Source organism: Variovorax sp. Varisp41 (assembly GCF_047325085.1).
In the GTDB taxonomy this organism is placed as follows: domain Bacteria; phylum Pseudomonadota; class Gammaproteobacteria; order Burkholderiales; family Burkholderiaceae_C; genus Variovorax.
The window spans coordinates 951,783-976,669 of sequence record NZ_CP168541.1 but is presented as its reverse complement, the minus strand read 5'-3'; the positions used below and the strand labels follow the sequence as shown (position 1 = coordinate 976,669).

Below are 24,887 nucleotides of genomic sequence, written 5' to 3'. Positions count from 1 at the left end.
CCGGCATGGCGGCACGCCCATCGAAGGAGACGACCCATGGCGAGTGCGGGAACCGTGTTGATCACGGGTGGCGGCCGAGGCATTGGCGCCGAGGCGGCGAAGCTGCTCGCCGCGGTCGGCCACGACGTGTGCTTCACCTACGAGCGCCGGCACGACGCGGCGGCCGCGCTGGTGCGCGAGATCGAACAGGCCGGCCACCGCGCCTTCGCGATCCAGGCCGACGCGGCCGATCCCGCCAGCGCGGCGCGCGTGCTGCAGGCCCTGCCGCCCGCGTTCGCGCCGCTGGCCGCGCTGGTCAACAACGCCGGCATCACCGGGCCGCTCGGCAGCTTCGCCGACGTCTCGCACGCCACTCTGCGCCAGGTGATGGACGTCAACGTGCTCGGGCCCATGTACCTCACGCAGGCCGTCGTCGCGCAATGGCGTGCCGAGGGACGCACCGGCGCGGTGGTCAACGTCTCGTCGATCGCGGCCACGCTGGGCGCGCCCGGCGAGTACGTGCACTACGCGGCTTCCAAGGCGGCGCTCGAGGCCTTCACGGTCGGCCTCGCGAAGGAACTGGCCGAACAGGGCATCCGCGTCAACGCGGTCTCGCCCGGCACCGCGCTCACCGAGATCCATGCCGCGGCCGGCGAACCCGGGCGGCCGCAGCGCGTGGCGGCGCGCATCCCGATGCGCCGCGCGGCCGAGGCGCGCGAGATCGCCGAGGCGATCGTCTGGCTGCTGTCGGACAAGTCGTCCTACGTCACCGGCAGCGTGCTCAAGGTGGCGGGCGGCCTGTGACGAGGCGCCGGGAGCCGGTCGACGCGGCCTCGCTCGCGCAGGACCCCGCGCTGCTGCGCCGCCTGCTGCGCGCCAGGGACCGCATGGACGCCGCCTCGCACGAGGAATGGCCGGTCGAGCGACTGGCGCAGGTCAGCGGCGTTTCCGAGGCCCACTTCGCGCGCTCGTTCAAGCAGGCCTTCGGCACGCCGCCGCACCGCTACCTGCTCACGCGCCGCATCGAACGCGCGAGCGCGCTGTTGCGCGAGACCGAACTCTCGATCACCGACATCGCCTTCGCCACCGGCTGGTCCAGCCTCGGCACCTTCGGGCGCACCTTCCGCGACATCACGGGCGGCAGCCCGGGCGAGGTGCGCGCGCGCGGCAAGGGCGGGGCACGGGCCTTCGGGCCGGTGCCCGCCTGCATCGTCAGCGCCTCGCAGCGGCCCCATCTCGAAACAGCAGTTTCGGAGAAGCGCCGCCAGGCCGCGGCCGGTACAAACGAGGCCGAACCACAGGAGATTCCATGAGCCAAGGTATTGAAACGGTCGGTCTGTATGTGCGCGATCAGGAGGAGGCCCTCGCCTTCTATGCGGGCAAGCTCGGCTTTCGCGTCCACACCGATGTCGGCAACGGCGACTACCGCTGGTTGACCGTGCAGCATCCCGAGCAGCCGGCGTTCCAGCTCGGCCTGTTCAAGCCCGGCCCGCCGGTGCACGATGCGGCCACGGCGCAGGCGCTGCAGGCGATCGTGGCCAAGGGCGCGATGCCGCCGCTGGTGCTGAGCGTCGACGACTGCCGCGCGAGCTACGAACGGCTGCGCGCCCAGGGCGTGGAGTTCACGCAGGAGCCGGTCGAGCGCTACGGCACCGTGGATGCCGGCTTCAGGGACCCGTCGGGCAACGGGTGGAAGATGATTCAGCGCGCGGGCTGAGAACGTGACTCAACGCTTGACGAAATAGTCCTTGGCACCCGTCGCATCGAGCACGGCGTTGAGGGCGAAGGCCACCGCGAGTGCGCGGCCATCCACGGCCTGGGCGGGTGGCGGCAGGCCATCCGTGGTCAGGAAGCTGCGCGTGCGCGTCTCCCAGCGGGCCGAGGGATAGATCCCCTGGTTCGGGTCCGACGCCATCAGAGGCTTGGCCCCGACCCAGCTTCTCTTGATGTAGGACGACGCAGCGGCCGGCGGCGCGGCGGCTTCGAGGAACGGGTCGCTCGCGGACTGCGCGAGCGATTCCGAGAAGGCGTGGCCGTGCGACAGCAAGGCGGCAAGAACGCCGGTGGACAGCAGCAATTTCATATTTTTTCTCTCCCATTTCGATCGTGTCGGCGCGAGGCCGACGGGCATGCGGCCCGGCGTCGCCGTGCCGCGCGCGCATCTTAGCGTCATGATCGGCGGCCCTCGCGTGCCTGCGTGGCGCGCGGTCTTCAGCCCACGAAGTTGCCGCTGCTGTTCAGCAGGATCTGGCTGACCTGGTTGCTGGCGCGCGAACCGCCGGCGTAGTCGAAGCGCCAGCCATCGAGCTCCACCGCGGCGCGGCGCTTGAATTGGGCCAGCAGCTTCGCACGCCCGGGCTCGGTGCCCGCGCCAGCGATGACGGCGCCCGCATAGCGGCCGCCGAGGTAGCCGGCAAAGCTGGTCGGCGAAGGCTCCTCGTCGAAGTAGCGCTGCAACGCGTTGCGGTAGCTGCGCACGATCGCGACCTTGCTCGCGCCCGGGTCCGGCACCACGCGCGTGAAGATGATGGGTACGCCCTTGCCGGGGCTCAGCTGCAGGAAGGTGTTGGTGTCGACATCGGACAGGCATACCACGGTGCGCTGCACGCCCCGTCGGGCGAGGCCGCGCGTGAACAGTGCCAGCTCGATGGCATCGCCCGTGAACAGCAGGAAGTACGGCGTGCTGGCGGGCAACTGGCCGCCGAAGAATTCGAGGTCGCGCCCCTGGGGCGCCGTCAGCACCTGTGCCTCGAGCTTGAGGCGTTCGGCGATCTGCGCCATGCCCGGCTGCAGCGCCCTGGCGTGCCCGGCGCTCGAGTACACGATGCCGATCTTCGCTACGCCCATGGTCGCGAGGTTCTTGAGCACGTGGCGGATCTGGTCTTCCCGCGACGCGAACAGCGCGAACAGGTTGGGGTTCGCATCGAAGCGCGAGTCGGCGAGCCAGGGCGCGACATGCGCGATCTCGAGGCGGCTGCTCTCGGCATGCGCCAGGCTCGCGAGCGCAAGGCGTTCGCCGACGGTGCCCACCAGGGCCGCCTGCGCGCTGTCCTCGCCGACGGCCTTCAGCGCGGCCTGCACTTCAGCATCCGATTCGCCCACCTCCAACGCCTTGAGCTGCACGTTGAGCCCCGTCGTGGCCTTGAGCTCCGCGAAGGCGAGGCGAAAGCCCGTCGCATAGTCGCGCGACAGCGCCTGCTGGCTCGGCGAGACGTCCATGAGCTGCGTGACCTTGACCGCCGGCTGTTCGGCGGGACGCGCGCCCTGGGCGAAGCTGGATCCGAGGGACGAAGCAAAGGCCATGGCCGTCGCACCACGAAGGACTTGGCGGCGGCTGGGGCGATGCAGGCTCATGCGGCCATGCTAGGGAGGATTTATGACATTGGTACTCGTCGCCGTGAGTCAGAGCTGGTCGATGCCGTTGCCCGCCGACGCCGCCGCGCCGAGCGCGAAGCGCTGCTGCGTGCCCACGTAGAAGCTCGCGCCGAAGCGTCCCACGGGCCGGTAGTCCTGCAGCTGCACGCGCCAGCGTTCGGCGTCCACGAGCCCGTCGCGCACCGCGAGCCACTGCACGCGGCCGAAGAACACGTAGCGGCTCTCGGTTTCCATCTTCTCGTGCAGCACGCATTCGAAGGCCACGGGCGCCTCGGCGATGCGCGGCGGCGCCACCGTGTTCGACGGGACCGCATGCAATCCGGCGTGCGCGAGCTCGCTGCTGCCGCGCGGCAGCGCATCGCCGCAGGCATGCATCTGCTCGGCCATCGCCTCGTCGGTCAGGTGCACGACGAACTCGCCGGTGCGCAGGATGTTGGCGGCGGTGTCCTTGACGCGCCCGTCATGCATGCGGTTGATGCTCACGAAGACCAGCGGCGGGTCTTCGCCCACCATGTTGAACATGCTGAAGGGCGCGGCATTGACCGTGCCCTCGGGCTCGAGGGTCGTGACCAGCGCGATCGGCCGCGGCACGATCAGGCTCGCCATCAGCTTGTAGCGGGCGTAGGGGTCGAGGGTCTGGAAGTCGATTTCCATGGATGGGTGGGAAGAGATTCAAGGGATTGCATGCACTGTATGCAAAAAACCTGCCGCTTCCGCGGCTGCCTGGCCTCGAGCGGGCGGTGCCCGGGTCGATTCCACGGGCCACCTGCTTAACATCCGCCCATGTCGAAGCTCCAGCTACGAATCGACCGCGCGGCACGCGAGCCGGTCAGCGAACAGATCGCCGCGGGCCTGCGCGCGGCCATCCGCGAGGGCCGGCTTGCGCCGAGGGCGCGCCTGCCGTCGTGGCGCGACCTGGCCTCGCAGCTCGGCGTGGCGCGCGGCACGGTGAGCGCGGCCTACGAGCGGTTGCTCGATGCGCAGCTGATCGTCTCGCTGGGCGCGGCCGGCACCTTCGTCGCCGAGCACCTGCCGCCGTCGTCGCGCCCGCGCGAGGCAGTGGCGGTCCCATCCGCGCCCGTCGGCACCATCCCGAGCTTCCCCGGCCGCTCGGGCATCTTCCAGATGGCGAACCCGGCGCAGGACCTGTTCCCCGCCAAGGTCTGGGCGCGGATCATGACCGGTGCGGTGCGCGCCACCTCGCATGCGCGGCAGATCAATCCCGACCCGCGCGGCGAACTCGCGCTGCGCAGCGAGATCGCGGCCTACCTCTCGCTCGCGCGCGGGCTGCCGTGCACGGCAGCACAGGTCTTCGTCACCACCGGCTACGCGGGCTCACTCTCGCTCGCGGTGCAGGCGCTGGGGCTGCGCGGCACCGCGGCCTGGACCGAGGACCCCGGCTATCCCACCACGCGCCGCTGCCTGCATGCGCTCGGCGTGGAACCGGTGCCGGTGCCGGTCGATGCCGAAGGCCTGGTGGTCGACGAGGGCATGGCACGCGCGCCCGATGCGGCGCTGGCCGTCGTCACCGCGGGGCAGCAGGCACCGCTCGGTGTCGCGCTGTCGGCGCGGCGGCGGCAGGCGATCCTCGCGTGGGCCGAGCGCGCGCGGGCCTGGGTGGTCGAGGACGACTACCTCGGTGAGCTGCAGCTCGGCGCCCGCGCCGCGCCCTCGCTCGTGGCCGCCGGCGAGGGCGCGCGCGTGCTGCACGTGGGCACCTTCAGCAAGACCATCAGCCCGATGCTGCGGCTCGGTTTCCTGGTCGTGCCGGCGGACCAGGTCGAGCGCTTCGCGCGCCATGCGGCGGTGCTGCCGCCGGCGCCCGCGCCGCTGGTGCAACTGGCGGTGGCGGCCTTCCTGCGCGACGGCCATTTCCTGCGCCACCTGCGCCGCACCCGGCAGGTCTATGCGCAGCGGCGCGCGGCACTGGTCGCCTGCCTCGATGCCGCATCGGCGACGTACATCGCCGCGGGCCTGACCGTGCTGCTGCGCCTCGCGCCGGGCGTGTCGGACCTGGCGCTGGCGCAATCGCTCGCGGCGCACGGCCTCACGCCGGTGCCGCTGTCGCCGTGGTACGCGCAGCCCGGGCCCGAGAACACCGGGCTGCTGCTCGGCGTGGCGGATCTGCGCGTGGAGATCGCGGCGGAAACCTGCGCGCGGTTGCTGGCGCTGGTGCGGCAGGGCTGAGCACGCCATCGCGATGGGCCGCGATGGTCCATCCGATCCACCGATTCTTGGCACTGTGCGCCGGGCCATCGGCTGCCTAAGCTGGAGGCTCCAAAGCATCCGTCTCCGAGAAAGAACGCCATGAGCGAAAGAATTTTCCTGGCCGGCGCCACCGGCGCCATCGGCTCGGCCCTGATCCCGCTGCTGCGCGAGGCCGGCTACGAAGTGCACGGCAGCACCCGCCAGCCCGAGCGCGCCGCGGCGCTCGAGGCCCGGGGCGTGAAGCCGGTGCTGGTCGACGTGTTCGATGCGCAAGCGCTGAAGGCCGCGCTGGTGCGCATCGCGCCGCACGGCGTGATCCACCAGCTCACCGACTTGCCGCGCGGCCTCGATCCCGCGCGCATGGCCGAGGCCACGGCGCGCAACGCCCGCGTGCGCACCGAGGGCACGCGCAACCTGGTCGAGGCCGCGCGCGCCGCGGGAGCGGTGCGCATGGTGGCCCAGAGCATCGCCTGGGCCTATGCGCCGGGCCCCAAGCCTTACGCGGAAGCGCAGCCGCTCGACACCGAGGCCGAAGGCGCGCGCCGCATCAGCGTGGGCGGCGTCGTGGCGCTCGAGCAGGCCGTGCTCCAGGCGCCGGGCATCGCCGGCACCGTGCTGCGCTACGGCCAGCTCTACGGCCCGGGCACCGGCGCCGACGAGCCCAAGGGCGCGAGCCCCGTGCATGTCGAAGCGGCCGCCTGGGCCGCGCTGCTGGCCTGGCGCCATTCGGCCGGTGGCGTCTTCAACATCGCCGAGGACAACCCCGAGGTCGACAGCGGCAAGGCGCGACGCTTGCTCGGCTGGACCCCGTCGATGCGCCTGGGCGCGGAGGCACGATCGTGAGCATCGCGGCCCGCCTATCGCCGCGCGCGCCGCGGCATGCGGTCGCGCTGTCGCTCGCGGGGCTCGCCCTCGGCGCGGCCGCATGGGCGCTGGTGCCGCATGCGGACAGGCAGTCCACCGTCGCATGGCTCGACGACCTCTGCAGCAGCGTGACGCGCCCGATGTTCGCTTCGGCGCCCGCGCCCGAGGGCAGCGCGGCGCGGCCGCAGACGACCGTGCGGCCGCTGTCGTGCGAGCCGCTGCCGAACGTGCCGGGCAAGTCCATCACCACCGCCATGGTCGAGTTTCCGCCGCTGGCCTACACGCCCGCGCACCGGCACCCGGGCTCGGTGCAGGCCGTGGTGGTCAGCGGCACGGTGCGCTCGCAGATGGCGGGCGGCCCCGCGGTCGACTACCAGGCCGGCCAGGCCTGGTTCGAGCCGCCGCGCGCGCTGCACCTGTTCGCGGAGAACCCCGATCCGGTGAAGCCGGCGTCGCTGATCGCGACCTTCATTGCGGATTCGGATTGCGGGCCGTTGGTGTTGCCGCCTTGAGCGACCAGCTTCAGGAGAGAAGATTTTTCGCGGGAGTGTGCAGGACTGCGCTGTAGGTTTCAATACAAGATTTTGTATAAAATGGGTATGAAGCCCATCGAATTCCGAGGCACTTCCTTGAACGATCTACGCAGCTTTCCCGAGCTTGCTCGGAGCGAGGCCGGCTACCAGTTGCACCTCGTGCAGAACGGCCTGGCGCCGGTCGACGCCAAGGCGGTGCCCAGCATTGGCGCCGGCGTGGTGGAGTTGAGGATCCGGGAAGAGGCGGGAATCTTCCGCGTGATGTACGTAGCCCGGCTGGTCGACGCCGTCTATGTGCTTCACTGCTTCCAGAAGAAGACTCAGCAAACTGCGAAGCGCGACATCGAACTGACCAGGAAGCGTTTGAAAGACCTAGTGAAGGACCTCGCATCATGACCGGAGCCCGCCGCTTCGACAGCGTCTTCGACGCCATTGCAGGCACGCCCCAGGAGGCGGCCAGCATGCGCGCGCGTGCCGACCTGATGATGAGCCTGGCCGAAGTCATTCGGCAACAGGGCATGACGCAAACCGAGGCGGCGCAGTTGTTCGGCGTGACGCAGCCGCGCATCTCCGACCTGGTTCGGGGAAGGATCAACCTGTTCTCCCTGGACACCCTGATGGACATGGCCGCCACCGCCGGCATGGCGCCGGTGGTGAAGCTGTCCAGACCGAAGGGCCTGGCGCAAGCTCGCCGTCGCAAGGCGGCCGAGGCTGCATAGCGTGGGGAGTCGTCGGACCCGTTGCCGGGTGCGCAAAGTGGCGGCGCACCGACGTTTCAGCGCTTGCGCTCCCGCACCAGAATCACCACCCCCGAGATCAGGAAATACACCGCCCCCACCGCCGCATACCCCGCCAGCGTCTGCGGAATCGGCGCATCGGTGCCCTGCCGCGAGATGAAGAGTCCGCCGGCCAGCGCGGACTGCGCGCCGCTGAGCATCATCACCCACTGGCCGCGTTCGGCCTTGCGGCGGCGGATGGCCGTGGCCAGTTGCAGCAGGCCCGAGACGATGGCCCAGATGCCGAAGATCAGCAGCACGACCTGCCAGCCGGCCACGAGCGAGGCCGCGACCGCGAGCGCGACCAGGGTGCTCATCCAGAGGTTGAGCATCTGCGTGGGATTGGCCTGCGCGCCGCCGCTCATGCGGGCGTCCCACAGGTTGGCGAAGGCGTCCCAGGCGGGGTAGACGATCAGCAGCACCGTGGCCAGCGCGGGCGACTGCTTCGCGGCGGTGAAGGCCAGCGCGACCCAGGCGAAGGAAAAGGCGGCGCGGGTGAAATAGAGCTTGCGCAGCCAGGCGGCGCGCGGGGATGGGTTTTGCAGGATGTCGGTCATGAGAAAGAGGCGGTGGAAGCCGCGAGTGAAAGGGAGCCGCCCGTCGAGCGGTGGATGCCACGATTCTTCCGAGCCACCCCGGCGGCCGGTATCGGTCGAATGACCGACACGCGCAAAATGGGCCATGTCCCATGGCACGACCATTCCTGTTTTCGACGCCGTCCGCGCGCTGGCCTTCATCGGCGACCTGAGCATGGGCCAGCCGATCGACCATTCGTTGCGCACGGCCTGGCTCGCGGGCAAGATCGCGGCGCGGGCCGGCTGCACCGCGCCGCAGATCGAGGCGGCGCGCCATGCCGCGCTGTTGCGCTGGTCGGGCTGCACGGCCAATGCGCAGGAGTTCGCCGATTTCCTCGACGACGACGTCGAAGGTCGCCGGGCCCTGCTCGCATCGTCGGCACCGCGCATGCGCCAGCCCCACGACAGTGCGCCGGTGCCCGGTGCGGTGCTCGCCATGGCCGAGATCCACTGCGAGATCGCGGGCGACATCGCCCACACGCTGGGGCTGAGCCACGACACCGAAGCCACGCTGCGCGCCGTGTTCGAGGCCTACGACGGCAGCGGCGTGCCGGGCCTGCTGCGCGGCGAGGCGGTTCCGTTCTCGACCTATGTGGTGGCGCTGGCCAGCGACCTCGAGATCTTCGGCCGCCTGTACGGCGTCGAGCAGGCGCTCGCGCTGGTGCGCGGCCGCGCGGACAGTCTCTACCCGGCCGCGCTGCTCGACGCCAGCGCGGCCGATCTCGCGGCCTGGATGCAGGCGCTCGATGCACCCGCCGCGCCATGGGCAGAGGCAGCGGAACAGCCGGACTCGATGCGCCGGCCCATGGGACTGGAACTGGTCGGCGACGTGATCGACCTCAAGCTGCCGTGGATGACCGGCTACTCGCGCCGCGTGGCCAGCCTGGCGCGCGACTGCGGCGCGCGCATGGGGCTGGACGAGGCCGGCTGCGGCCGTGCCTACAAGGCGGGGCTGATCCATGGCATCGGACGCGCCTCGGTGCCCAATGCGATCTGGAACGCGCCCGGGCCGCTGCAGGCCTCGGCGCTGGAGCGCGTGCGGCTCGTGCCGTACTGGACCTCGCGCGCCGCCGGGCAGATCGATGGCCTCGCGGCCGAAGCGGAGATCGCGTCCTTCGCCTTCGAGCGGCGCGATGGCTCGGGCCATTTCCGTGGCCGTTCGGGTGCGGCCATGCCGCTGGAAGGACAGGTCGTCGCAGCGGCCGAACAGTGGTGGTCGCACTGCACGCGCCGTCCGTGGCGCGAAGCGCTGACGCGGGAACAGGCGGCCGAGCGCATGCAGGAGGACGCCGCGGCCGGCCGCTTCGACGCGGCCGTGGTCGAGGCGCTGTGCGCCAGCACGCTGCCGGGCGCGGTGCCGCCGAAGCCCGCGGCGCCGGCGCAGGACGATGCATCGCTGTCCCAGCGCGAGCTCGAGGTGCTGCGCTGCATCAGCCGGGGCGACAACACCAAGGAGGTGGCGCGCGCGCTGGGCATCAGTCCCAGCACGGTGCGCACGCACGTGGAGCGCGTGTTCCAGAAGCTCGGGTGCACGACGCGCGCGGCTGCGACCTTGAAGGCGGCGACGCGGGGGCTGATCTAGCGTCGGTCGCGATCATCGGAAATTCCGGGCCAGCCTTACTCAGAGTTGGTGATGCCGTCGCGCATGGTCTGCGCAACACTGCCTTCGCGGGTGCCAGGGTCATCCTGGGCCGAGCCAACCTTGCGGAGGAAACGTACATGAAAAGATCGATGAGGAATGCAGGTCCGCGGTCGTCTCTCGCGATGGCCGCGTTGCTGGCCGTCGCCGGTTGCGGCGGCGGTGGAGGAGGAGGGAGCGGAGGCTTCTTCTGGCCCGTGGGCGGATCGACGGTGGCGCCTCCGGCGCCAGCGCCGAACCCTTCCACCGGAACGACGCTGAGCGGCGTGGCGGCAACAGGCGCCCCTTTCGCGGGCGCGGAGATCACGGTCACCGATGCCGGGGGAACCACGGTCTGCACCACGCAGACCGACACCGGCGGCGCCTACACCTGCCCGCTGCCGGCGGCGACCCAGGCACCGCTGGTGATTCGCGCACTGCGCGACGACCAGGTGCTCTACGGCGCGGCGGTCCGGAGTTCGGGCATCGCGAATGTCACGCCACTCACGAACATCGTGGTCGCCCGCCTGTCTCCCGCGGGCAACCCGGCCCAACTCGCGGGCGTGCTGTCGAGCCGTCCCGAGATCCTCACGGCCGACAGCATCTCGCAGCAGGTGGCGGCACTGAAGACGGCCTTGCAGCCGGTGCTGGACAGCCTGGGCTTGGCGCTCGGCCACCCGTTGCTCGACGCACTGGTGGCCGACGGCACCGGACAGGACAGGCTGCTCGATGTTCTGAGCGTGAGTGTCCGGCCCGACGGCGAGGCGGCCAACATCGAGATCACGGTGAAGACGGCCGATGGGACGCCTGTCTCTGTCCGGTTCCGCAGCGGCGACAGCAGCATCCCGCCGATCGACGCAGGCGTGGAGGTCGCGGATGCGCCGCCGCCCGCGCTCGTGGCGGAGCTGCTGCGGCGATTCACCGATTGCTACGCTTTGCCGCTGACGCAGCGCGTCAGCACCGCAACCGATGACGACACGGACGCCGTCGGCGGGCCGTCGGCGGTCGCGGCGCCCGCATGCCGGCAACTCTTTCTCGACGACGATCCCTCCACCTTCTACAGCAATGGCGCGAACGTGGGTCGTTCGTCCGCGAACGCCGGGGCCTATGCCAGCCTGTTTCGCGCGAGCGCGAGGGGACTTCGCTGGGAACGGGGCAGCGTGGAATTCTTTCGCCCCAACGGAGACATGGTGCTCAGCTATCGCACGACGGACCCTCAAGGCAACACCGCCTTCGACCTGCTCGGTGCGCGCCGGGTCGGCAACACGCTCAAGCTGGTCGGCAACGGCAATGCGTACCGGGCCACGGTACAGCCCTACGCCCAGCTTCGCGAGTTCCTGAACACCCCGGCGTTCAGCAACTACGGCACCGGGTACGACGTCACGATCCCGAACCTGACCGACGGCGCCGGCAACCCCGTCTTCGCCAAGGCCGTGATCACGACGCCGTGGGGCACGCCGCTGACCTTCCTGCCGGGCGCGGGCTATTCGACGCTGCGGTTCGCGCGGGCGAACGGCGCCATCACCGGAAGTTCCGTCTACAGGCTGCGCGGCGAGTATCGGAGCACGGAGACGCCCGGCAATCCCTCGACCAAGGAGACATCGCTCACCTATGCGCAGCCGCAGCTCGATGACGCACAAATCCGCGCGATCGCCGACCAGGGCATCTGGACCGTGGAGTTCCATCATGCCGACACGACGAAGCCGAACGTCGTGCAGACCGCGCGAACGCTTTCGCGCGCACTCACGATGGCCGAGTTGCGGCAACAGCCGCTGGCGCAGCTGTCGGGCGGACTGCGGGACTTCCTGGCAACGGGGTCGGCGGCCAGCGGCTACCTGCTCGTCGCCAACCCGATCTGGGTCAATTTCAGTTCGCCGCCCGGGGACAAGGACGGCTGGTCGGTACCCGCCGGCGCGCCCGCGCCGACCCAGCTGAGCGTTTTCGGCAATGCGCCTTTCGGCAGCACCACCCCGGGTGCGAACGGCGCGGGTTTCAACGACTCCGCCACGTTTCCGAGCAGCGCCCGCAGGGCCGTCGTGTACTGCTCGCGGCAGACCTCCGCCGACAGGCACTGCGACACCACCGACCCCACGATGTACGCGAAGAACTCGACCATCAACTCCTTCCTGCTGCAGGCGACGAACCAGAAGCAGGTGGCGTTCAGTTCGGCGATCGCGCTGTACAAGCTCCAGTAGCCACGTGGCGGCAGGGCATTGCCGGGCGGAGCGCACGCATACTCAATTCGAGTGATGCGGCTGCCCGGGGAATGCCCAACACTTCGCGCAAGAAAGAGTCCCTCCCGCCTCGCGGTCCAGGCCATGAGACTCGGCAGTTTCCGGCGCACGGATGGACGAGCCGCTCTCCCGGGCGCATCATCACCCGGCGGAGGAGAAGTCTGATGCGACAAGATGTCGACCTGATGCGCGCACTGGAGGCCGTTCGATCCATCCCCGATGCCAGGGCATCCTGGCGCGACGTCCTGGCGACCGCGAACACGCTGGTGGAGAGCGATGCGGCGGTGATGATCGTCTTCGAGGGAGACCGCGTCGTCGACATGCAGAACTTCGGCGCGGACCTCGGCGCGATGCGCGACTATGCGGAGCACTTTCACACCGAAGACGTCATGACCAAGCCCGGCGTCGTTCGTGACCCCGGGACCTGGCTCGACACGCAGCAACTGATTCCCGAGCCGCTCCGGCAGCGCAACGCCTACTACGTCGACTTCATGTCGAGGCACCGGATGCGGCAGCTGTATTCCTACATGGTCGAGAACGGACCGGGACGGCGCGTGAGCCTGGGTTTCCAGCGGGCGGTCGCATCCGACGCGCTGGGCGAAAGACTTCGAGGAGCGAGGATATGCGGATATTCCAGGGCCTTGCAGGACGCGATGGCGTTGCGCAGGGCGCGCGCCTCCTCCTGGCTGAGCGTCAGCGACGTGGCCTTCGACGCGCTGGACGAGGCCAGCTGCCTCGTGCACCGCAATGGCCTGCTGGTGCATGCGTCGCCCAGGGCACGAGCGTTGCTCGACGAGCGCAGGGGCCTACTGCAGCGCAAAGGGCATCTTGCCGCCGCGGATGCGCGCCTGCAGGCACGGTTGGAGGGTGGCCTGGCCGCGGCATGCGCCGACGGTGTCGTCCGCACCATGGCTTTTCCCATCGCGCTGGGTGCGGGGCTGCTCTGCATCGATGTGACGAAGGCCAATCCGATCCTGCGCCTGGCCGCCGAGCCGCTGCTTTTCGTCCGGATGCGCCAAGAAGGGGTGCCGATGCTCGCGAGCCCCGAGGCGCTCGCCGGTGCGCTGGGAGTGACCGGTGCCGAGGCCGCCGTGCTTCACGCACTGGCCAGCGGCATGAAGGCCGCCGACTACGCGACGCACCGGGGTCTTTCGATCCACACGGTGCGCAAACAGATCGCCATGATGATGGGAAAGCTCGACTGCAAGCGGCAGGTGGAGCTCGTCCGCATCGCGATGAACGTCCGTGACGGCTGTTAGCGGGGTTCACGCGATGGGTGGCAACCCGTGCTGTTCTCGCGGAGCAATTGAACCTGCGACCGAGGGCATGTCCTTCCCCCGGCGCAGGCGATCGCGGCGATTCCTAGGCGACCGCCGCAACCCCCGGCCGCACCGGAATGCGCGCCACGAAGCTCGTGCCGTGCTCCGCCGTCGAGGTCACCTGCAGCGTGCCGCCGTGCGACTTCACGATCAGCGAGCAGATGTGCAGCCCCAGGCCCAGTCCGCCATGGCCGCGGCTCTCGGCGGGCCGCCAGTAGGGCTGGAAGATCTTCTGCAGGTTGCCGGGCGGAATGGGCTCGCCCTGGTTCTTCACGCTCAGCACGAACCAGCCGTCGCGCGTCCAGGCCGCCACGTCGATGGGGGCATCGGGCGCGCCGTGCGAGACCGCATTGCCCAGCAGGTTCGACAGCACCTGCTGCAGGCGGCCACGGCTGCCGTGCACGGTGTCCGTCACCTCGATGTCGGCGGCGATGACGCGAGCGGGATGCGCGGCGCGCATCTCGGCCACCACGTCGTCGAGCGCGAGGCCCAGGTCGGGAATCTGCTCGCGCGCGACATCGAGGCCGTTGCCCATGCGCCCGCGCGCGAAGTCCATCACGTCCTCGATCAGCGAGGCCATCCGCTTCGTGGTGGCGCGGATGCGCAGGCCCGCGCGCGTGGTGTCGGGGTCGGCCGCGCGCCGGGCCAGCAGCTCGCCGATGGCGCTGAGCGAGGCCAGCGGATTGCGCAGGTCGTGGCCGAGCACGGCGATGAACTGGTCGCGCAGCTCGGCCGTCGCCTCGGCATCGAACAGGGCGACCTCGGTCGCGCTCTGCCGGTCCTCGAGTTCGAGCGTGTGGCCGATCAGGTCCGCGAAGCCCTGGAACATCGCGATGGTGCGGGCGTTGTCGACGCCGTGCGGCGTCGGGTCGATCGCGCAGAGGTTGCCGAAGTAGCTGCCGTCGCCCTTGACGATCGGCACCGAGATGTAGCTCTCGATGCTGTAGAGCCGCGGCGTGTGGTGCGTGCGGAAGACCGGGTGCGTGCTGGCGTGGTCGAAGGCGATGGGCTGGCGCGCGGCGCGCGATTCCACGCACAGGGTCGTGTGCAGCTCGAGTTGGCCGCCGGGCTTGAGGCCGAAGTTGATCCGGTCGAGCACCGCGCAGGCGGTCCAGCTGTCGCCGTCGACGCGCGCGACGGCGGCGAAGCCCATGCCCGTCTGCTCGCAGATCAGCCGCAGCATCGAGGGCACCGCGCTGATCCGGCCGATGGCCTCGACGTCGCGCCGGATGTGCTCGGCCAGTTCCTGGGATTCCATGGGGGTGTCCTGACTCGGGGTGATCGGACGCATCCGGTCTGTCGTTCGGTGATCGACGGGGCCTGTATGTCAGGCAAAAGGCCCAGTCCGTTGCTATTGTCGAGCAAGAAACGGGATGCGCCTATGCCAAAAGACATGGCGGCTGCGCGTCCCGACCCGTCGACCGGCCACGAGCGCCGGGTCTGGGGACACCCGGGACCCTGCGTAAACTGAAAACCCCCGATCCACCGAGCCCGACCGCCATGAAACTGAGTCAACTCCGCTCGTTCCTCAGCGTCGCCGAGCATGGGAGCATCCGGGCCGCGGCGCGCGCGCTCGGCATGTCGCAGCCGGCCGTGACCCAGGCGATGCGCGAGCTCGAGCTGTCGGTCGACGCGCCGCTGCTGCAGCGCGGCACGGCCGGTGTCGAGCTCACGGTGTATGGGCGCTCGCTGGTGCGCCGGGCCAGCGTGATCCAGCGCGAGATGGAGCGCGCGGTGGCGGAGATCGAGGAGATCCGCGACGGCAGCTCGGGCCTGATCTCGATCGCGATCTCCACGGCCGTCGCCTTCGAGATACTGCCCCAGGCCTTCGCGGCGTTCCGCGCGCGCTTCCCGCATGTGGAGGTCCGCTTCAACGAGGCCTCGATCCCGCACACGCTGCCGCGCATCCTCGACGGAACGGTGGACTTCATGGTCGCTCACATGCTGCCGGGCTCGCTGGCCGACTGGGAGGTCAAGCGCCTGTACCGCACCGCCATGGTGGCGGTGGCGCGCGAGGGCCATCCGATCCTGGACGCGGCGAACACGGACGGCTTCGCCGACTGGGAATGGCTGCTGCCCTACGACGACGAGAGCGCGCCCGCGCTGGTACGCCAGCTGTTCGCCCCGAAGCGCATCGCGCCGCCGACGCGGGTGGTGCGCTGCACCTCGACGGCGATCGGCCTGAAGCTCGTGGGCGAGAGCGACCTGATCGGCGTGTTCGTGGACACGATGACGCGCGAGGAGTTTCCGCACTACGGCCTGGTGAAGCTGCCGCTGTGCGATCCCCTCGCGGCGCTCGACGTCAGCGTGATCTCGCGGCCCGGCTCCGTGCTGAGCCCGGCGGCGCAGAACTTCCTCGATGGCCTGCGCCATGAAGCGGCGATGAAAGGCAACGCCTATCACCGCTGAAGAGTGCTTGTCTTCCGGCCGCGGATCGCCGCTCCTAGCATCCGCCATCGCAACAAAAGGCATGGCCAGGAGACAGCAATGGGTACCCAGACAAGCGGCGTCGCGCCGCCGCTATCGAAGCGCAAGGCGGTGACGGCGATCACGGTCGGCAACGCGCTGGAGTTCTACGACTTCACCGTCTACGGCTTCATGACGAGCATCATCGGGCGGATCTTCTTCCCCTCCCTGAGTCCGTATGCGCAGCTGCTGCTGGCGGTGGCCAGCTTCGGCGTCGGCTTCCTCGCGCGGCCGCTGGGCGGCGTGGTGATCGGCGCCTATGCCGACCGCCATGGCCGCAAGAAGGCGATGGGGCTGACCATCGGCCTCATGGCGCTGGGCTGCGCCATGATCGCGGCGGCGCCCACGCCCGCGCAGATCGGGCTGGCGGCGCCCGCGATCATCGTGCTGGCACGGCTGATCCAGGGCTTCTCGGCGGGCGGCGAGGTCGGGGCATCGACGGCCATGCTGGTCGAGTACGCGGGCCGCAACGAGCGCGCCTTCATGGCCAGCTGGCAGGTCGCGAGCCAGGGCCTGGGCGTGATGTTCGGCGCGCTCGTCTCGAGCACCGTGATCTCGGTGCTGGCCCCGGCCGATCTCGAGAGCTGGGGCTGGCGGCTGCCCTTCGTGCTCGGCATCCTGATCGCGCCGGTGGGCATGTACATCCGCACGCGCCTGCACGAGACGCATGTCGATGCGCCGACGCCAGCGGCCTCGGGCGAAACGGGCGGCAAGATCGGCCTGCTGCTGCGCCACCACTGGAAGGAACTGATCCAGGCCAGCCTGCTGTTCCTCGCGTGCACGGTCGGCATCTACGTGGTCGCGTTCTACATGCCGACCTATGCGGCCCGGGAGCTCGGGCTGCCGGTGCAGGTCGGCATCTGGGCCGGCGTGGTGTTCGGCATCGTGAACCTGCTCGTCGCGCCGCTGTCGGGCCTGCTGGCCGACTGGCTGCGGCGCAAGCCCGTGATCTTCTGGTCGCGCGTGGTGTTGCTGCTGCTGGTGTTCCCGTGCTTCCACTGGCTGCTCGCCGCGCCTTCGCCGGGGCGCCTGTACGTGGTCGTCGGGCTGCTCAGCGTGTGCCTGACTTCGCAGTTCCCGGCGCTGCTGGTGATGCTCACCGAGATCTTCCCGAAGCATGTGCGTGCCAGCGGGCTCTCGACCGTCTACAGCGTGGTGGTCGCGGTCTTCAGCGGCTTCTCGCCCTTCGTGCTGACCTGGCTGGTGCATGAGACCGCCGACAAGCTGGCTCCCGCCTGGTACCTGGTGGTCGTGACCGTGGTCTCGACCCTCGTCATGCCCTGGCTCGTCGACCGCACCGGCGAGGACCTCGATGCGCAGAGCCCGAAGGAAGCATCGCCGCGCGTGCGCGCCGCGATGCCGGTGGGGAGCTTCAAGTGAAACCCACGAACCATTTCGCGGCCAGCTATGCCGCGGCGCGCGAGCGCTTTCTCGCCAACGCGGGCGCGGCGGGGCTCGGCGTGACGTCGCATGCGATCGACGGCGTGCGCGGCGCGCAGGGCGAGGAACTCGCGATGGACGTCGTGCGGGTCGGAGATCCGCATGCCGACAAGCTGCTGATCCTGACCTCCGCGATCCACGGCGTCGAGGGCTTCTGCGGTTCGGGTTGCCAGTCGGCGATGCTCGTGGACGAGCCGCTGCTGGCCACGGCCGAGCGCATGGGCGTCGGCCTGCTGTTCGTGCACGCGGTCAATCCCTTCGGCTTCTCGCACCTGCGCCGCGTCAATGAAGACAACGTGGACGTGAACCGGAACTTCGTGCGCTTCGACGAGGCGCGCTCGCCGAACCATGGCTACGCCGAGCTGGAGCCCCTGCTGCTTCCGCCCGCATGGCCTCCGGGCCCCGAGGCGGCCGCGCGGCTCGATGCCTGGATCGACGCGCGCGGCGTCGAGGCCTATGGGCAGTCCGTGTTCCAGGGGCAGTACGACTCGCCCACGGGAATGTTCTACGGCGGCAGCCGCGCGACCTGGAGCAACAGGACGATCCGGCAGGTTCTTCGGCAGGAGGGCGCCGCGACGAAGCAGGTGGGCTGGATCGACCTCCACACCGGGCTCGGCCCGCGGGGCCACTGCGAGAAGGTCTTCATCGGCAGGCCCGGCGAGATCGACCGGGCCCGGACCTGGTGGGGCGCGGATGTCATCTCGACCGAGCGCGACGATTCGGTGATGTACGAGATCCGCGGCCCGATGGTGACGATCCTCGCGCAGGAATGCCCCCACGCACTGGGCACCACGATCGCGCTCGAGTTCGGCACCGTGCCGTTGCTGCGGATGATCGATGCGCTGCGCGCGGACCACTTCTGCTGGCGGGCCGAGCCGCCCGTCGCGCCGCGGCTCAAGGCCGAGGCCGGGCAGGAACTGAAGGCCTGCTTCTACGTCGACGATGCCGATTGGCAGGGCATGGTCTTCGGCCAGGCGCGCACGGCGGTCGTGCAGGCCTTGTGCGGGCTCGGCGCTTCGGCGTGACCGGGTGCGCGGCGCGGCGGATGGTCAGGCGGCGCGCCCGCTTTTCCTTCGCCCGCCGGCCTTCGCGCCATGGCTCGCCAACCCGGCGAAGTCGACGATCCTGATCCGGGGACCCTCGAGCTGCACCAATCCGTCGGACCTCAGCGCGCGCAGCGCCATGTTGGTCCGCTGGCGCGACAGCCCGCACAGGTTGGCGAGCTGATGCTGCGGCAGGGCCAGCGCGTCGCCGTCGTCGCCCTGGGCCAGCAGCGAGAGGCAGCGCGCGACGCGCATGTCGGGCGCCAGCATGCGCGAGGCTTCGAGCAAGGCCGTGACCGTGCCCATGCGCTGGTTGAGGTTGTTGAGCAGGAAGTTGTTGAACGGCACGCTCTGCGCGAGCAGCAGCTCGAAGGTGGGTGCGGGCAGCAGGCAGACGCGGCTCGCGCGCACCGCGATCACGTCGTAGCGCCGCTGCTCGCGCTTGAGCATCGAGCCTTCGCCGCCCCACTCGCCCTCGCGCAGGAAGTGCAGCGTGGTCTCGCTGCCATCGGCGGCGGTCACGGACATCTGCAGGAAGCCGCTGTCCACGCCGATCCAGTGTGCCGCGGTCTCTCCCACCCTGGCCACGCATTCGCCGATCGCGGCATCTTTTTCGACCAGGGTGGCGCGCACCAGCGCCTGCTGCGCCGGCTCCAGCGTGGCGAACCAGGCGCTGCGGTCTAGCAGGGAGGTGGGCGGTGGGGCGGGCTTCATGGATGTCGTTGCAACGACAGCGCGATGCGCGTGTCTTCACGATAGTAAGCACTTCAACAGGAGACGCCAATGACCGTGAGAACCGAGAAGGATGGTGCGGTGTGGACCGTGATCCACAGCCGCTTCGACGAAGCGCGCAACGCGATGGACCCCGACAGCGCCGACGCGCTGGTCGAGCAGCTGCAGGCCTTCGACCGCGATCCGCAGGCGCGCGTCGCGGTGCTGTGGGGCGAGGGCGGCGCCTTCTGCGCCGGCTGGGACCTCAAGTACGCGAGCACGCTGGCGGACCGCGAGCGCTTCGACCAGGACATCGTGCGCGGCCTGGCGTTTCCGATGGGCGCCAACGCGGCGCCGCGGGGGCCGCTGGGGCCGACGCGGCTGGAGCTGTCGAAGCCCGTGATCGCGGCGGTGGAAGGCCCCGCGGTGGCGGGCGGCATGGAGCTCGCGCTGTGGTGCGACATCCGCGTGATGGCCGAGAGCGCCTACTTCGGCGTCTACTGCCGCCGCTGGGGCATCCCCTTGCTCGATGGCGGCGCGGTGCGTCTGCCGCGGCTGGTGGGACAGGGCCGCGCGATGGAGATCATCCTCACCGGCCGCAAGGTGCCGGCCGAGGAGGCGCTGCGCATCGGCATGTGCGAGCAACTGGTGCCGCATGGCGAGGCGCGGCAGGCGGCCGAGGCGATGGCCAGGGAGATCGCGCGCTTTCCGCAGGCCGCCGTGCGGGCCGATCGCCGCACGGTGCACGAAAGCCATGGCCTGCCGCTGCGCGATGCGATGCGCGTGGAGTGGGCCAACGGCGTGGAGGCGCACCACCAGGAAGGCGCCGATGGCGCGGGCCGCTTCGCATCGGGACTGGGGCGCGGCGGCGACTTCGGCCGCATCTGATCACTCCTCGAACAGGCGCGACTGCGAGGAGGTCAGCGCCGAGAAGCTCTCGCCCATCGGCTGCAGGATCGCATCCGCGATCGGCCGCAATTGCTTCGCGAGGTAGTGCTCGTAGTCGATGCGCGACTGCCGCGCTTCCAGCGGCTCGGGCCCGTTGCGCGTCATCACGTACTGGATCCAGCCGCCGTTCTGGTACTGGCGCGGCCGCTGCGCCCGGTCGTTGAATGCGTCGGCGATGCGCGCCGCGCGCACCTGCGGCGGCACGTTGACCTGGTAGTCGTCGAGCCGATGGCGCAGGCGCTTGCGGTAGATCAGCAGCTCGTCCTTGGCGCCCGCCAGCATCGAGCGCGTGTAGTCGGCGACGAAATCGCGGTAGGGCTCGTCGTGGAAGATGCGCGACAGCAGTCCTTCCTGGAACTGGCGCGCCAGCGGCGTCCAGTCGCTGCGCGCCATCTCGAGGCCGCGATAGACCATCTCCTCCCGGCCCTTGGCATCCACGCTCAGGCCCGCATAGCGCTTCTTGCTGCCGATCTCCGAGCCGCGGATGGTGGGCATGAAGAACTTCTTGTAGTGGGTGTCGAACTCGATCTCGAGGAAGTTGCGCAGTCCCTGCTCGTCGTGCAGGGTGCGGGTCCACCAGGCATTGATCTCGGTGGTGAGCGCCGCCGCGATGGCGTGCGCGTCCTCGCTGGAGTGCGCGCGCTTGAGCCAGATGAAGATGGAGTCGGTGTCGCCGTAGATGACCTCGTAGCCGCGTTCCTCCACGAAGTCGCGCGTGAGCCGCATCATCTCGTGGCCGCGCAGCGTGATGGCGGACACCAGGTCGGGATTGAAGAAGCGACAGTCCGACGCACCCAGCACGCCCGCGAAGGAGTTCATGAGCAGCTTCAGCGCCTGCGACAGCGGCTCGTTCTTCGCGCGCTTGGCCTCGTCGCGCGCATGCCAGAAGGTGCTGACGATCTCGGGCAGGCAGTGCCTGTCGCGCGAGAACAGGGTGCCGTTCGGGCCCTTCACACCCGCGGCCGGGTCCTGCGCCCGCATGCCTTCCACCAGGCCCACGGGGTCGACGAGGAAGGTGCGGATGATCGATGGATAGAGGCTCTTGTAGTCGAGCACCACGACCGAGTCGTAGAAGCCGGGCTTGGAGTCCATCACGTAGCCGCCCGGATAGGCCTTGCTGAGGATCTCGCCGACGTTGGGCGCCACGTAGCCCAGCCGGTGCATGCGCGGCAGGTAGTGGTGGCTGAACGCGGCGATGGAGCCGCCGAAGTGGTCGGCCTGCAGGCCCGTGGTCTGGGCGCGCTCCAGCACGAAGCTCAGCAGCTTCGTCTTCTCGAAGATGCGCAGCACCAGCTCGCAGTCGCGGATGTTGTAGGTGGCGAGCGCCGGCTTGTCCTGCTGGTAGCGGCGCTCGATCTCGGCCATCTTGTCGTACTCGTCGCCGATGGCCTTGCCTTCGCCGAGCAAGGCCTGCGACACCGACTCGAGGCTGAACGACGGAAAGCTCCACATGCCCGAGCGCAGCGCCTCGATGCCGTCGATGATCACGCGGCCCGCGGTGGTCGCGAACAGGTAGCCCTGCTTGCCCGGATGCGTGCGCCATTCGAAGGGCCGGCGCTCGCGGCCCGGCAGCAGCGGCGCGCCGGCGGTGTCGGCCGTCTTCTGCAGCACGCGCAGGTCGAACTGGATCACGCTCCAGCCGACGATGACGTCGGGGTCGTTGTGTTCGAACCAGTCGTTGAGGCGCTCGATCATCGCCTTGCGGCTGGCGCAGTAGACGAGCGAGAAGTCCCGCGGCTCGCTTGCCGCCTGCGCGGGCGCCTCGCCCAGCATGTAGACCACGCGCTCGCCGGTGCCGTCGAGCGCGATCGAGTAGAGCTCCTCGTGCTGGCTGGTCTCGATGTCGAGCGACACCACCTTGAGCCGCGGCCGGTAGGCGGGCGCGGGCTTGAGCCTCGCATCGACGAGGGCGGCGCCGTCGGGCCTGCCGCCTTCCACGAGCGCGCCCGCGGTGATGAAGCGCTCCATCAGGTAGCGGTCGTGCGGCCGGATGTCGGCTTCGAGCAGTGGAATGCTCTTCGCCTCGAGCAGGCGCACCAGCCGCTTGAGCTGGCGGAAATGCGTGACGTAGACGCCGACGACCGGCTCCTGCCCGAAGGTCTTGAGCGCGAGTTCGCGCAACTGCAGGCCCGGCAGCTCCGGGGCGTGCGCTTCCACCGCCTGCCTGTGCTTCGCCGCCACGAAGGCGACCGAGGTCTGCGCATTGAGCAGCACCTTGCGCGGGCCCTCGTCGGTGGCGAGCCAGAACTCGATCTCGGTGCCGCCGGGCGCATCGCGCCAGCGCCGGGTGAGGATGAACCCCTGGAGTTCGGAGGTCGGCACGGGAGGCTGGAGATCGGGTGGAGCGGGAGCGTGATGGATTTTCACAGGGCCGCGCTTTGCTTGCGCCTGGCCGTCGCAGGGCGCGGCGGCATGCTGTCCTTCATGGCCTCCTTGAGAATCCCGAACACCCGCCGGTCGCCGAGCTGCGCGGCATTGAAGCGCACGAACGCGCCGGCCGTCTGCGAGACGCTGAAGACATTGCCGGGCGCGAGCACGACCTTCTGTTCCATGCAGCGCCGCGCCAGCACCGCGGAGTCGAGCCCATCGGGCAGCCGGCACCAGAGGTAGAAGCCGCCGCGCGGCGCGAGCCAGGGCTCGATCCCCAGCGCCCTCAGGCGCTCGGTGGCGTCCTTGCGCGCACGCGCGAGGCGCTGGCGCACCTCGTCCATGTGCTTGCGGTAGCTGCCGCCGGCCAGCACGCCGGCGATCAGCTCGGTGGCCACCGGGCTCGGGCCGCCGAACTGGGTCGCCACCTGCAGGTCGACCAGCCCGTCGATCCAGTCCCGGCGCGCGGCGATGTAGCCGCAGCGCACCGAGGCCGAGAGCGTCTTGGAGAAGCTGCCGATGCGGATCACGCGCTGCAGTCCGTCGAGCACCGCCAGCCGCGGCGAGGGCGAGGGCTCGAAGTCGGCGAAGACCTCGTCCTCGACGATCGTCATGCCCTGCGCTGCGGCCGCGCCGAGCACGCGGTGCGCGGTCTGCGGCGAGATCGTGGCGCCGGTGGGGTTGTGCAGCGCCGAGTTGGTGATGTAGAGCCGCGGGTTCTGCGCCAGCGCCTGCGTGAAGGCCGCGACGTCGGGACCGGTGGGCGTGAACGGCACGCCGACGATCTTCGCTTGATGCGCGCGCAGCAGCGCCTGGAAGTTGAAGTAGCAGGGATCGTCCACCAGCACGGTGTCGCCGGGCCGCAGCAGCAGGCGGCAGATCAGGTCGATGGCCTGCGTGCCCGAGGTGGTCAGCAGCAGCTGCTCGGGCGTCGCGGCGATGCCCTCGTCGGCCAGGCGCGCCAGCAGCAGGCGGCGCAGCGCGAGTGCGCCGCGCGTGCTGCCGTAGTCGGCCAGCAGCGCGTCGTCGGCGCGGCTCAGCGCGCGCAGGCCCTTGCGCAGGGCGGCGTGAGGCATCCAGTCGGCCGGAAGCCAGCCGCAGCCCGGCATGAGGAAGGAACCATCGGCATCCAGCGACTGGCGCGAGACCCAGAAGGGATCGACGTCGCGTTCGCGCGGCGCGCCCATCTCGGCCAGCGCCATCGGCGGCAGGTTGGCGCCGGTCACGTAGAAGCCCGAGCCGCGCCGCGCGCGGATCACGCCCTCGGCCTCGAGGCGGTCGTAGGCCTCGACCACGGTGGAGGGCGAGACGCCCATGGTCTCGGCGAAGCTGCGCACCGAAGGCAGGCGGTCGCCTTCCACCAGGGCGCGGTTCGCGATCTTGGCGCGCACCGCCTCCATCAGGGCATCGGTCCGCATCGTTGCCTTCACACCGATCATCCTCGTCGCCTTCCAGGGTGACTGTGTGGCCGGGATGAGCCATACAGTTTGCGGAAATTGTATGCCTCTGTGCCTTCCCGCCAGGGCCCCGCCCCGCTACGCTGGGCGGATGACAAGCGAAGGTTCTCGACGACATTCAGCCGGCTGGGGCAGCGGCCTGCTGGGCGTGCTCATCTTCAGCGGCTCGCTGCCCGCCACGCGCGTGGCCGTGGCCGATTTCTCGCCGTTGTTCCTGACGGGCGCGCGCGCGGTGATCGCCGCTTTGCTGGGCGCGGTGTTCCTGTTCGCGCTGCGCGAGGCGAGGCCCAAGCGGGCCGACCTCGTGCCGCTGACCCTGGTGGCGATCGGCGTGGTCGTCGGCTTCCCGCTGCTGACCGCGTTGGCGCTGCAGCACATCGATGCCGCGCATTCGGTGGTCTTCGTCGGGTTGCTGCCGCTGTCGACCGCGATCTTCGGCGTGCTGCGCGGCGGCGAGCGGCCCAGACCCGCCTTCTGGCTGTTCTCGATCGTCGGCGCCGCGGTGGTGGCCGGCTTCGCGCTGCACGGCAGCCGCGGCGGCAGCCTGCAGGGCGACCTGCTGATGATCGCGGCCATCGTGGTGTGCGGACTCGGCTATGCCGAAGGCGCCACGCTCTCGCGCCGCCTCGGCGGCTGGCAGGTGATCTGCTGGGCGCTGCTGCTGTCGCTGCCGCTCATGGGGGCCATCGCGCTGTTCACCCTGCCGCACGCCTGGGACCGCATCGGCGCCCCGGCCTGGGCCGGCCTCGCCTACGTGTCGGTCTTCAGCATGATGATCGGCTTCGTCTTCTGGTACCGCGGCCTGGCGCTCGGCGGCATCGCGGGCGTGGGCCAGCTGCAGTTGCTGCAGCCCTTCTTCGGCCTGCTGCTGGCCGGGATGCTGCTCGGCGAGCCGGTGGCCTGGACCATGATCGCATCGACCGTGGTCGTAGTGTTCTGCGTGGCGGGCGCCAAGCGCTTCGCCTGAGCGGTCG

At 70.1% G+C, this 24,887-nt stretch carries 24 protein-coding genes; 16 read left to right on the top strand and 8 right to left on the bottom strand.

Translation table 11 applies throughout. The annotated features are described in order from the left end of the window. Positions 1–36 precede the first annotated feature (36 nt). Genes ACEN9J_RS35740 through ACEN9J_RS35730 form a run of 3 tightly spaced genes read left to right on the top strand, consistent with a single transcriptional unit; the run spans position 37 to position 1,696 of the window. Positions 37–783, top strand: coding sequence for an SDR family oxidoreductase (locus ACEN9J_RS35740; protein WP_413764706.1), 747 nt, complete (start codon positions 37–39; stop codon positions 781–783). After that, the gene (locus ACEN9J_RS35735) at positions 780–1,292 is read left to right on the top strand and encodes a helix-turn-helix transcriptional regulator (RefSeq protein WP_261206113.1); all 513 of its coding nucleotides are present in this window, start codon (positions 780–782) and stop codon (positions 1,290–1,292) included. Before ACEN9J_RS35740 ends, ACEN9J_RS35735 begins: the two co-directional genes overlap by 4 nt. After that, entirely contained in the window at positions 1,289–1,696 is a 408-nt protein-coding gene (locus ACEN9J_RS35730; RefSeq protein WP_057589938.1) for a VOC family protein, read from the top strand. The genes ACEN9J_RS35735 and ACEN9J_RS35730 overlap by 4 nt, the downstream gene beginning before the upstream one ends. A gap of 9 nt (positions 1,697–1,705) precedes the next feature. Here the strand turns inward: ACEN9J_RS35730 and ACEN9J_RS35725 are convergent, their stop codons facing one another. The 3 genes from ACEN9J_RS35725 to ACEN9J_RS35715 all read right to left on the bottom strand — a co-directional run bounded on the left by ACEN9J_RS35725 (position 1,706) and on the right by ACEN9J_RS35715 (position 4,008). Further along, positions 1,706–2,062, bottom strand: a complete 357-nt coding sequence (locus ACEN9J_RS35725) for a hypothetical protein (RefSeq protein ID WP_413764705.1) — start codon at positions 2,060–2,062, stop codon at positions 1,706–1,708. A gap of 128 nt (positions 2,063–2,190) precedes the next feature. Further along, positions 2,191–3,282, bottom strand: coding sequence for an ABC transporter substrate-binding protein (locus ACEN9J_RS35720; RefSeq protein ID WP_413764704.1), 1,092 nt, complete (start codon positions 3,280–3,282; stop codon positions 2,191–2,193). Between the two features lie 99 nt (positions 3,283–3,381). Further along, positions 3,382–4,008, bottom strand: coding sequence for a flavin reductase family protein (locus ACEN9J_RS35715; RefSeq protein ID WP_261206111.1), 627 nt, complete (start codon positions 4,006–4,008; stop codon positions 3,382–3,384). A gap of 129 nt (positions 4,009–4,137) precedes the next feature. On the opposite strand from ACEN9J_RS35715, the gene ACEN9J_RS35710 reads away from it, so the two are divergent. The 5 genes from ACEN9J_RS35710 to ACEN9J_RS35690 all read left to right on the top strand — a co-directional run bounded on the left by ACEN9J_RS35710 (position 4,138) and on the right by ACEN9J_RS35690 (position 7,678). Then, entirely contained in the window at positions 4,138–5,541 is a 1,404-nt protein-coding gene (locus tag ACEN9J_RS35710; RefSeq protein WP_296740131.1) for a PLP-dependent aminotransferase family protein, read from the top strand. A 120-nt stretch (positions 5,542–5,661) separates the two neighbouring features. Further along, complete coding sequence (locus tag ACEN9J_RS35705) at positions 5,662–6,405, top strand: NAD-dependent epimerase/dehydratase family protein (protein ID WP_413764703.1); 744 nt, start codon at positions 5,662–5,664, stop codon at positions 6,403–6,405. Beyond that, complete coding sequence (locus ACEN9J_RS35700; protein WP_413764702.1) at positions 6,402–6,938, top strand: cupin domain-containing protein; 537 nt, start codon at positions 6,402–6,404, stop codon at positions 6,936–6,938. Before ACEN9J_RS35705 ends, ACEN9J_RS35700 begins: the two co-directional genes overlap by 4 nt. An 87-nt stretch (positions 6,939–7,025) precedes the next feature. Next, entirely contained in the window at positions 7,026–7,355 is a 330-nt protein-coding gene (locus tag ACEN9J_RS35695; RefSeq protein ID WP_409976475.1) for a type II toxin-antitoxin system RelE/ParE family toxin, read from the top strand. Further along, positions 7,352–7,678: a helix-turn-helix domain-containing protein gene (locus ACEN9J_RS35690; protein ID WP_057589932.1), complete on the top strand. Its 327-nt coding sequence runs from the start codon at positions 7,352–7,354 to the stop codon at positions 7,676–7,678. Before ACEN9J_RS35695 ends, ACEN9J_RS35690 begins: the two co-directional genes overlap by 4 nt. A 56-nt stretch (positions 7,679–7,734) precedes the next feature. Here the strand turns inward: ACEN9J_RS35690 and ACEN9J_RS35685 are convergent, their stop codons facing one another. Continuing rightward, entirely contained in the window at positions 7,735–8,292 is a 558-nt protein-coding gene (locus tag ACEN9J_RS35685) for a DUF308 domain-containing protein (protein WP_082321485.1), read from the bottom strand. A gap of 124 nt (positions 8,293–8,416) precedes the next feature. Here ACEN9J_RS35685 and ACEN9J_RS35680 point away from each other — a divergent pair, with 124 nt between their 5' ends. From ACEN9J_RS35680 to ACEN9J_RS35670, 3 genes are all read left to right on the top strand, one after another. After that, on the top strand, positions 8,417–9,892 hold the full coding sequence (locus ACEN9J_RS35680; RefSeq protein ID WP_413764701.1) for an HD domain-containing phosphohydrolase: 1,476 nt from the start codon (positions 8,417–8,419) through the stop codon (positions 9,890–9,892). 182 nt (positions 9,893–10,074) lie between these two features. Next, positions 10,075–12,123, top strand: a complete 2,049-nt coding sequence (locus ACEN9J_RS35675; protein ID WP_413764700.1) for a carboxypeptidase regulatory-like domain-containing protein — start codon at positions 10,075–10,077, stop codon at positions 12,121–12,123. A gap of 203 nt (positions 12,124–12,326) precedes the next feature. After that, a complete protein-coding gene (locus ACEN9J_RS35670; RefSeq protein WP_413764699.1) occupies positions 12,327–13,421 on the top strand; it encodes a helix-turn-helix transcriptional regulator in 1,095 nt (364 codons plus the stop codon). 103 nt (positions 13,422–13,524) lie between these two features. Here ACEN9J_RS35670 and ACEN9J_RS35665 read toward each other — a convergent pair whose 3' ends face one another. Beyond that, a complete protein-coding gene (locus ACEN9J_RS35665; protein ID WP_413764698.1) occupies positions 13,525–14,739 on the bottom strand; it encodes an ATP-binding protein in 1,215 nt (404 codons plus the stop codon). A 242-nt stretch (positions 14,740–14,981) separates the two neighbouring features. Between ACEN9J_RS35665 and ACEN9J_RS35660 the strand changes: the two genes are divergently transcribed. From ACEN9J_RS35660 to ACEN9J_RS35650, 3 genes are all read left to right on the top strand, one after another. Further along, complete coding sequence (locus tag ACEN9J_RS35660; protein ID WP_057589922.1) at positions 14,982–15,890, top strand: LysR family transcriptional regulator; 909 nt, start codon at positions 14,982–14,984, stop codon at positions 15,888–15,890. 78 nt (positions 15,891–15,968) lie between these two features. Continuing rightward, positions 15,969–17,327 carry an MFS transporter gene (locus ACEN9J_RS35655; protein ID WP_413764697.1) on the top strand — a complete coding sequence of 453 codons (1,359 nt, stop codon included), beginning with the start codon at positions 15,969–15,971 and terminating at the stop codon, positions 17,325–17,327. Beyond that, entirely contained in the window at positions 17,324–18,412 is a 1,089-nt protein-coding gene (locus tag ACEN9J_RS35650; protein WP_413764696.1) for a M14 family metallopeptidase, read from the top strand. The genes ACEN9J_RS35655 and ACEN9J_RS35650 overlap by 4 nt, the downstream gene beginning before the upstream one ends. Positions 18,413–18,436: 24 nt before the next feature. Here the strand turns inward: ACEN9J_RS35650 and ACEN9J_RS35645 are convergent, their stop codons facing one another. Then, on the bottom strand, positions 18,437–19,144 hold the full coding sequence (locus tag ACEN9J_RS35645) for a Crp/Fnr family transcriptional regulator (RefSeq protein WP_261206096.1): 708 nt from the start codon (positions 19,142–19,144) through the stop codon (positions 18,437–18,439). A 69-nt stretch (positions 19,145–19,213) separates the two neighbouring features. Between ACEN9J_RS35645 and ACEN9J_RS35640 the strand changes: the two genes are divergently transcribed. After that, positions 19,214–20,029 carry a crotonase/enoyl-CoA hydratase family protein gene (locus ACEN9J_RS35640; protein ID WP_209540007.1) on the top strand — a complete coding sequence of 272 codons (816 nt, stop codon included), beginning with the start codon at positions 19,214–19,216 and terminating at the stop codon, positions 20,027–20,029. Here ACEN9J_RS35640 and ACEN9J_RS35635 read toward each other — a convergent pair whose 3' ends face one another. Together ACEN9J_RS35635 and ACEN9J_RS35630 are read right to left on the bottom strand one after the other, a co-directional pair. Next, positions 20,030–22,411: a DNA polymerase II gene (locus tag ACEN9J_RS35635; RefSeq protein WP_413764695.1), complete on the bottom strand. Its 2,382-nt coding sequence runs from the start codon at positions 22,409–22,411 to the stop codon at positions 20,030–20,032. It abuts the gene before it with no gap. A 41-nt stretch (positions 22,412–22,452) separates the two neighbouring features. Then, positions 22,453–23,874, bottom strand: coding sequence for a PLP-dependent aminotransferase family protein (locus ACEN9J_RS35630; protein WP_413764694.1), 1,422 nt, complete (start codon positions 23,872–23,874; stop codon positions 22,453–22,455). Positions 23,875–24,004: 130 nt separating this feature from the next. Here ACEN9J_RS35630 and ACEN9J_RS35625 point away from each other — a divergent pair, with 130 nt between their 5' ends. Then, on the top strand, positions 24,005–24,880 hold the full coding sequence (locus tag ACEN9J_RS35625; RefSeq protein WP_413764693.1) for a DMT family transporter: 876 nt from the start codon (positions 24,005–24,007) through the stop codon (positions 24,878–24,880). Positions 24,881–24,887: the final 7 nt, after the last annotated feature.

What these genes read in the sequence shown, in the direction of transcription:
- ACEN9J_RS35630 (WP_413764694.1), bottom strand. Translation starts at nt 23,874, where the DNA reads ATGCGGACCGATGCCCTGATGGAGGCGGTGCGCGCCAAGATCGCGAAC.
- ACEN9J_RS35640 (WP_209540007.1), top strand. Translation starts at nt 19,214, where the DNA reads ATGACCGTGAGAACCGAGAAGGATGGTGCGGTGTGGACCGTGATCCAC.
- ACEN9J_RS35725 (WP_413764705.1), bottom strand. Translation starts at nt 2,062, where the DNA reads ATGAAATTGCTGCTGTCCACCGGCGTTCTTGCCGCCTTGCTGTCGCAC.
- ACEN9J_RS35695 (WP_409976475.1), top strand. Translation starts at nt 7,026, where the DNA reads ATGAAGCCCATCGAATTCCGAGGCACTTCCTTGAACGATCTACGCAGC.
- ACEN9J_RS35705 (WP_413764703.1), top strand. Translation starts at nt 5,662, where the DNA reads ATGAGCGAAAGAATTTTCCTGGCCGGCGCCACCGGCGCCATCGGCTCG.
- ACEN9J_RS35670 (WP_413764699.1), top strand. Translation starts at nt 12,327, where the DNA reads ATGCGACAAGATGTCGACCTGATGCGCGCACTGGAGGCCGTTCGATCC.
- ACEN9J_RS35730 (WP_057589938.1), top strand. Translation starts at nt 1,289, where the DNA reads ATGAGCCAAGGTATTGAAACGGTCGGTCTGTATGTGCGCGATCAGGAG.
- ACEN9J_RS35655 (WP_413764697.1), top strand. Translation starts at nt 15,969, where the DNA reads ATGGGTACCCAGACAAGCGGCGTCGCGCCGCCGCTATCGAAGCGCAAG.
- ACEN9J_RS35685 (WP_082321485.1), bottom strand. Translation starts at nt 8,292, where the DNA reads ATGACCGACATCCTGCAAAACCCATCCCCGCGCGCCGCCTGGCTGCGC.
- ACEN9J_RS35665 (WP_413764698.1), bottom strand. Translation starts at nt 14,739, where the DNA reads ATGGAATCCCAGGAACTGGCCGAGCACATCCGGCGCGACGTCGAGGCC.
- ACEN9J_RS35740 (WP_413764706.1), top strand. Translation starts at nt 37, where the DNA reads ATGGCGAGTGCGGGAACCGTGTTGATCACGGGTGGCGGCCGAGGCATT.
- ACEN9J_RS35660 (WP_057589922.1), top strand. Translation starts at nt 14,982, where the DNA reads ATGAAACTGAGTCAACTCCGCTCGTTCCTCAGCGTCGCCGAGCATGGG.
- ACEN9J_RS35710 (WP_296740131.1), top strand. Translation starts at nt 4,138, where the DNA reads ATGTCGAAGCTCCAGCTACGAATCGACCGCGCGGCACGCGAGCCGGTC.
- ACEN9J_RS35625 (WP_413764693.1), top strand. Translation starts at nt 24,005, where the DNA reads ATGACAAGCGAAGGTTCTCGACGACATTCAGCCGGCTGGGGCAGCGGC.
- ACEN9J_RS35680 (WP_413764701.1), top strand. Translation starts at nt 8,417, where the DNA reads ATGTCCCATGGCACGACCATTCCTGTTTTCGACGCCGTCCGCGCGCTG.
- ACEN9J_RS35675 (WP_413764700.1), top strand. Translation starts at nt 10,075, where the DNA reads ATGGCCGCGTTGCTGGCCGTCGCCGGTTGCGGCGGCGGTGGAGGAGGA.
- ACEN9J_RS35715 (WP_261206111.1), bottom strand. Translation starts at nt 4,008, where the DNA reads ATGGAAATCGACTTCCAGACCCTCGACCCCTACGCCCGCTACAAGCTG.
- ACEN9J_RS35645 (WP_261206096.1), bottom strand. Translation starts at nt 19,144, where the DNA reads ATGAAGCCCGCCCCACCGCCCACCTCCCTGCTAGACCGCAGCGCCTGG.
- ACEN9J_RS35720 (WP_413764704.1), bottom strand. Translation starts at nt 3,282, where the DNA reads ATGGCCTTTGCTTCGTCCCTCGGATCCAGCTTCGCCCAGGGCGCGCGT.
- ACEN9J_RS35690 (WP_057589932.1), top strand. Translation starts at nt 7,352, where the DNA reads ATGACCGGAGCCCGCCGCTTCGACAGCGTCTTCGACGCCATTGCAGGC.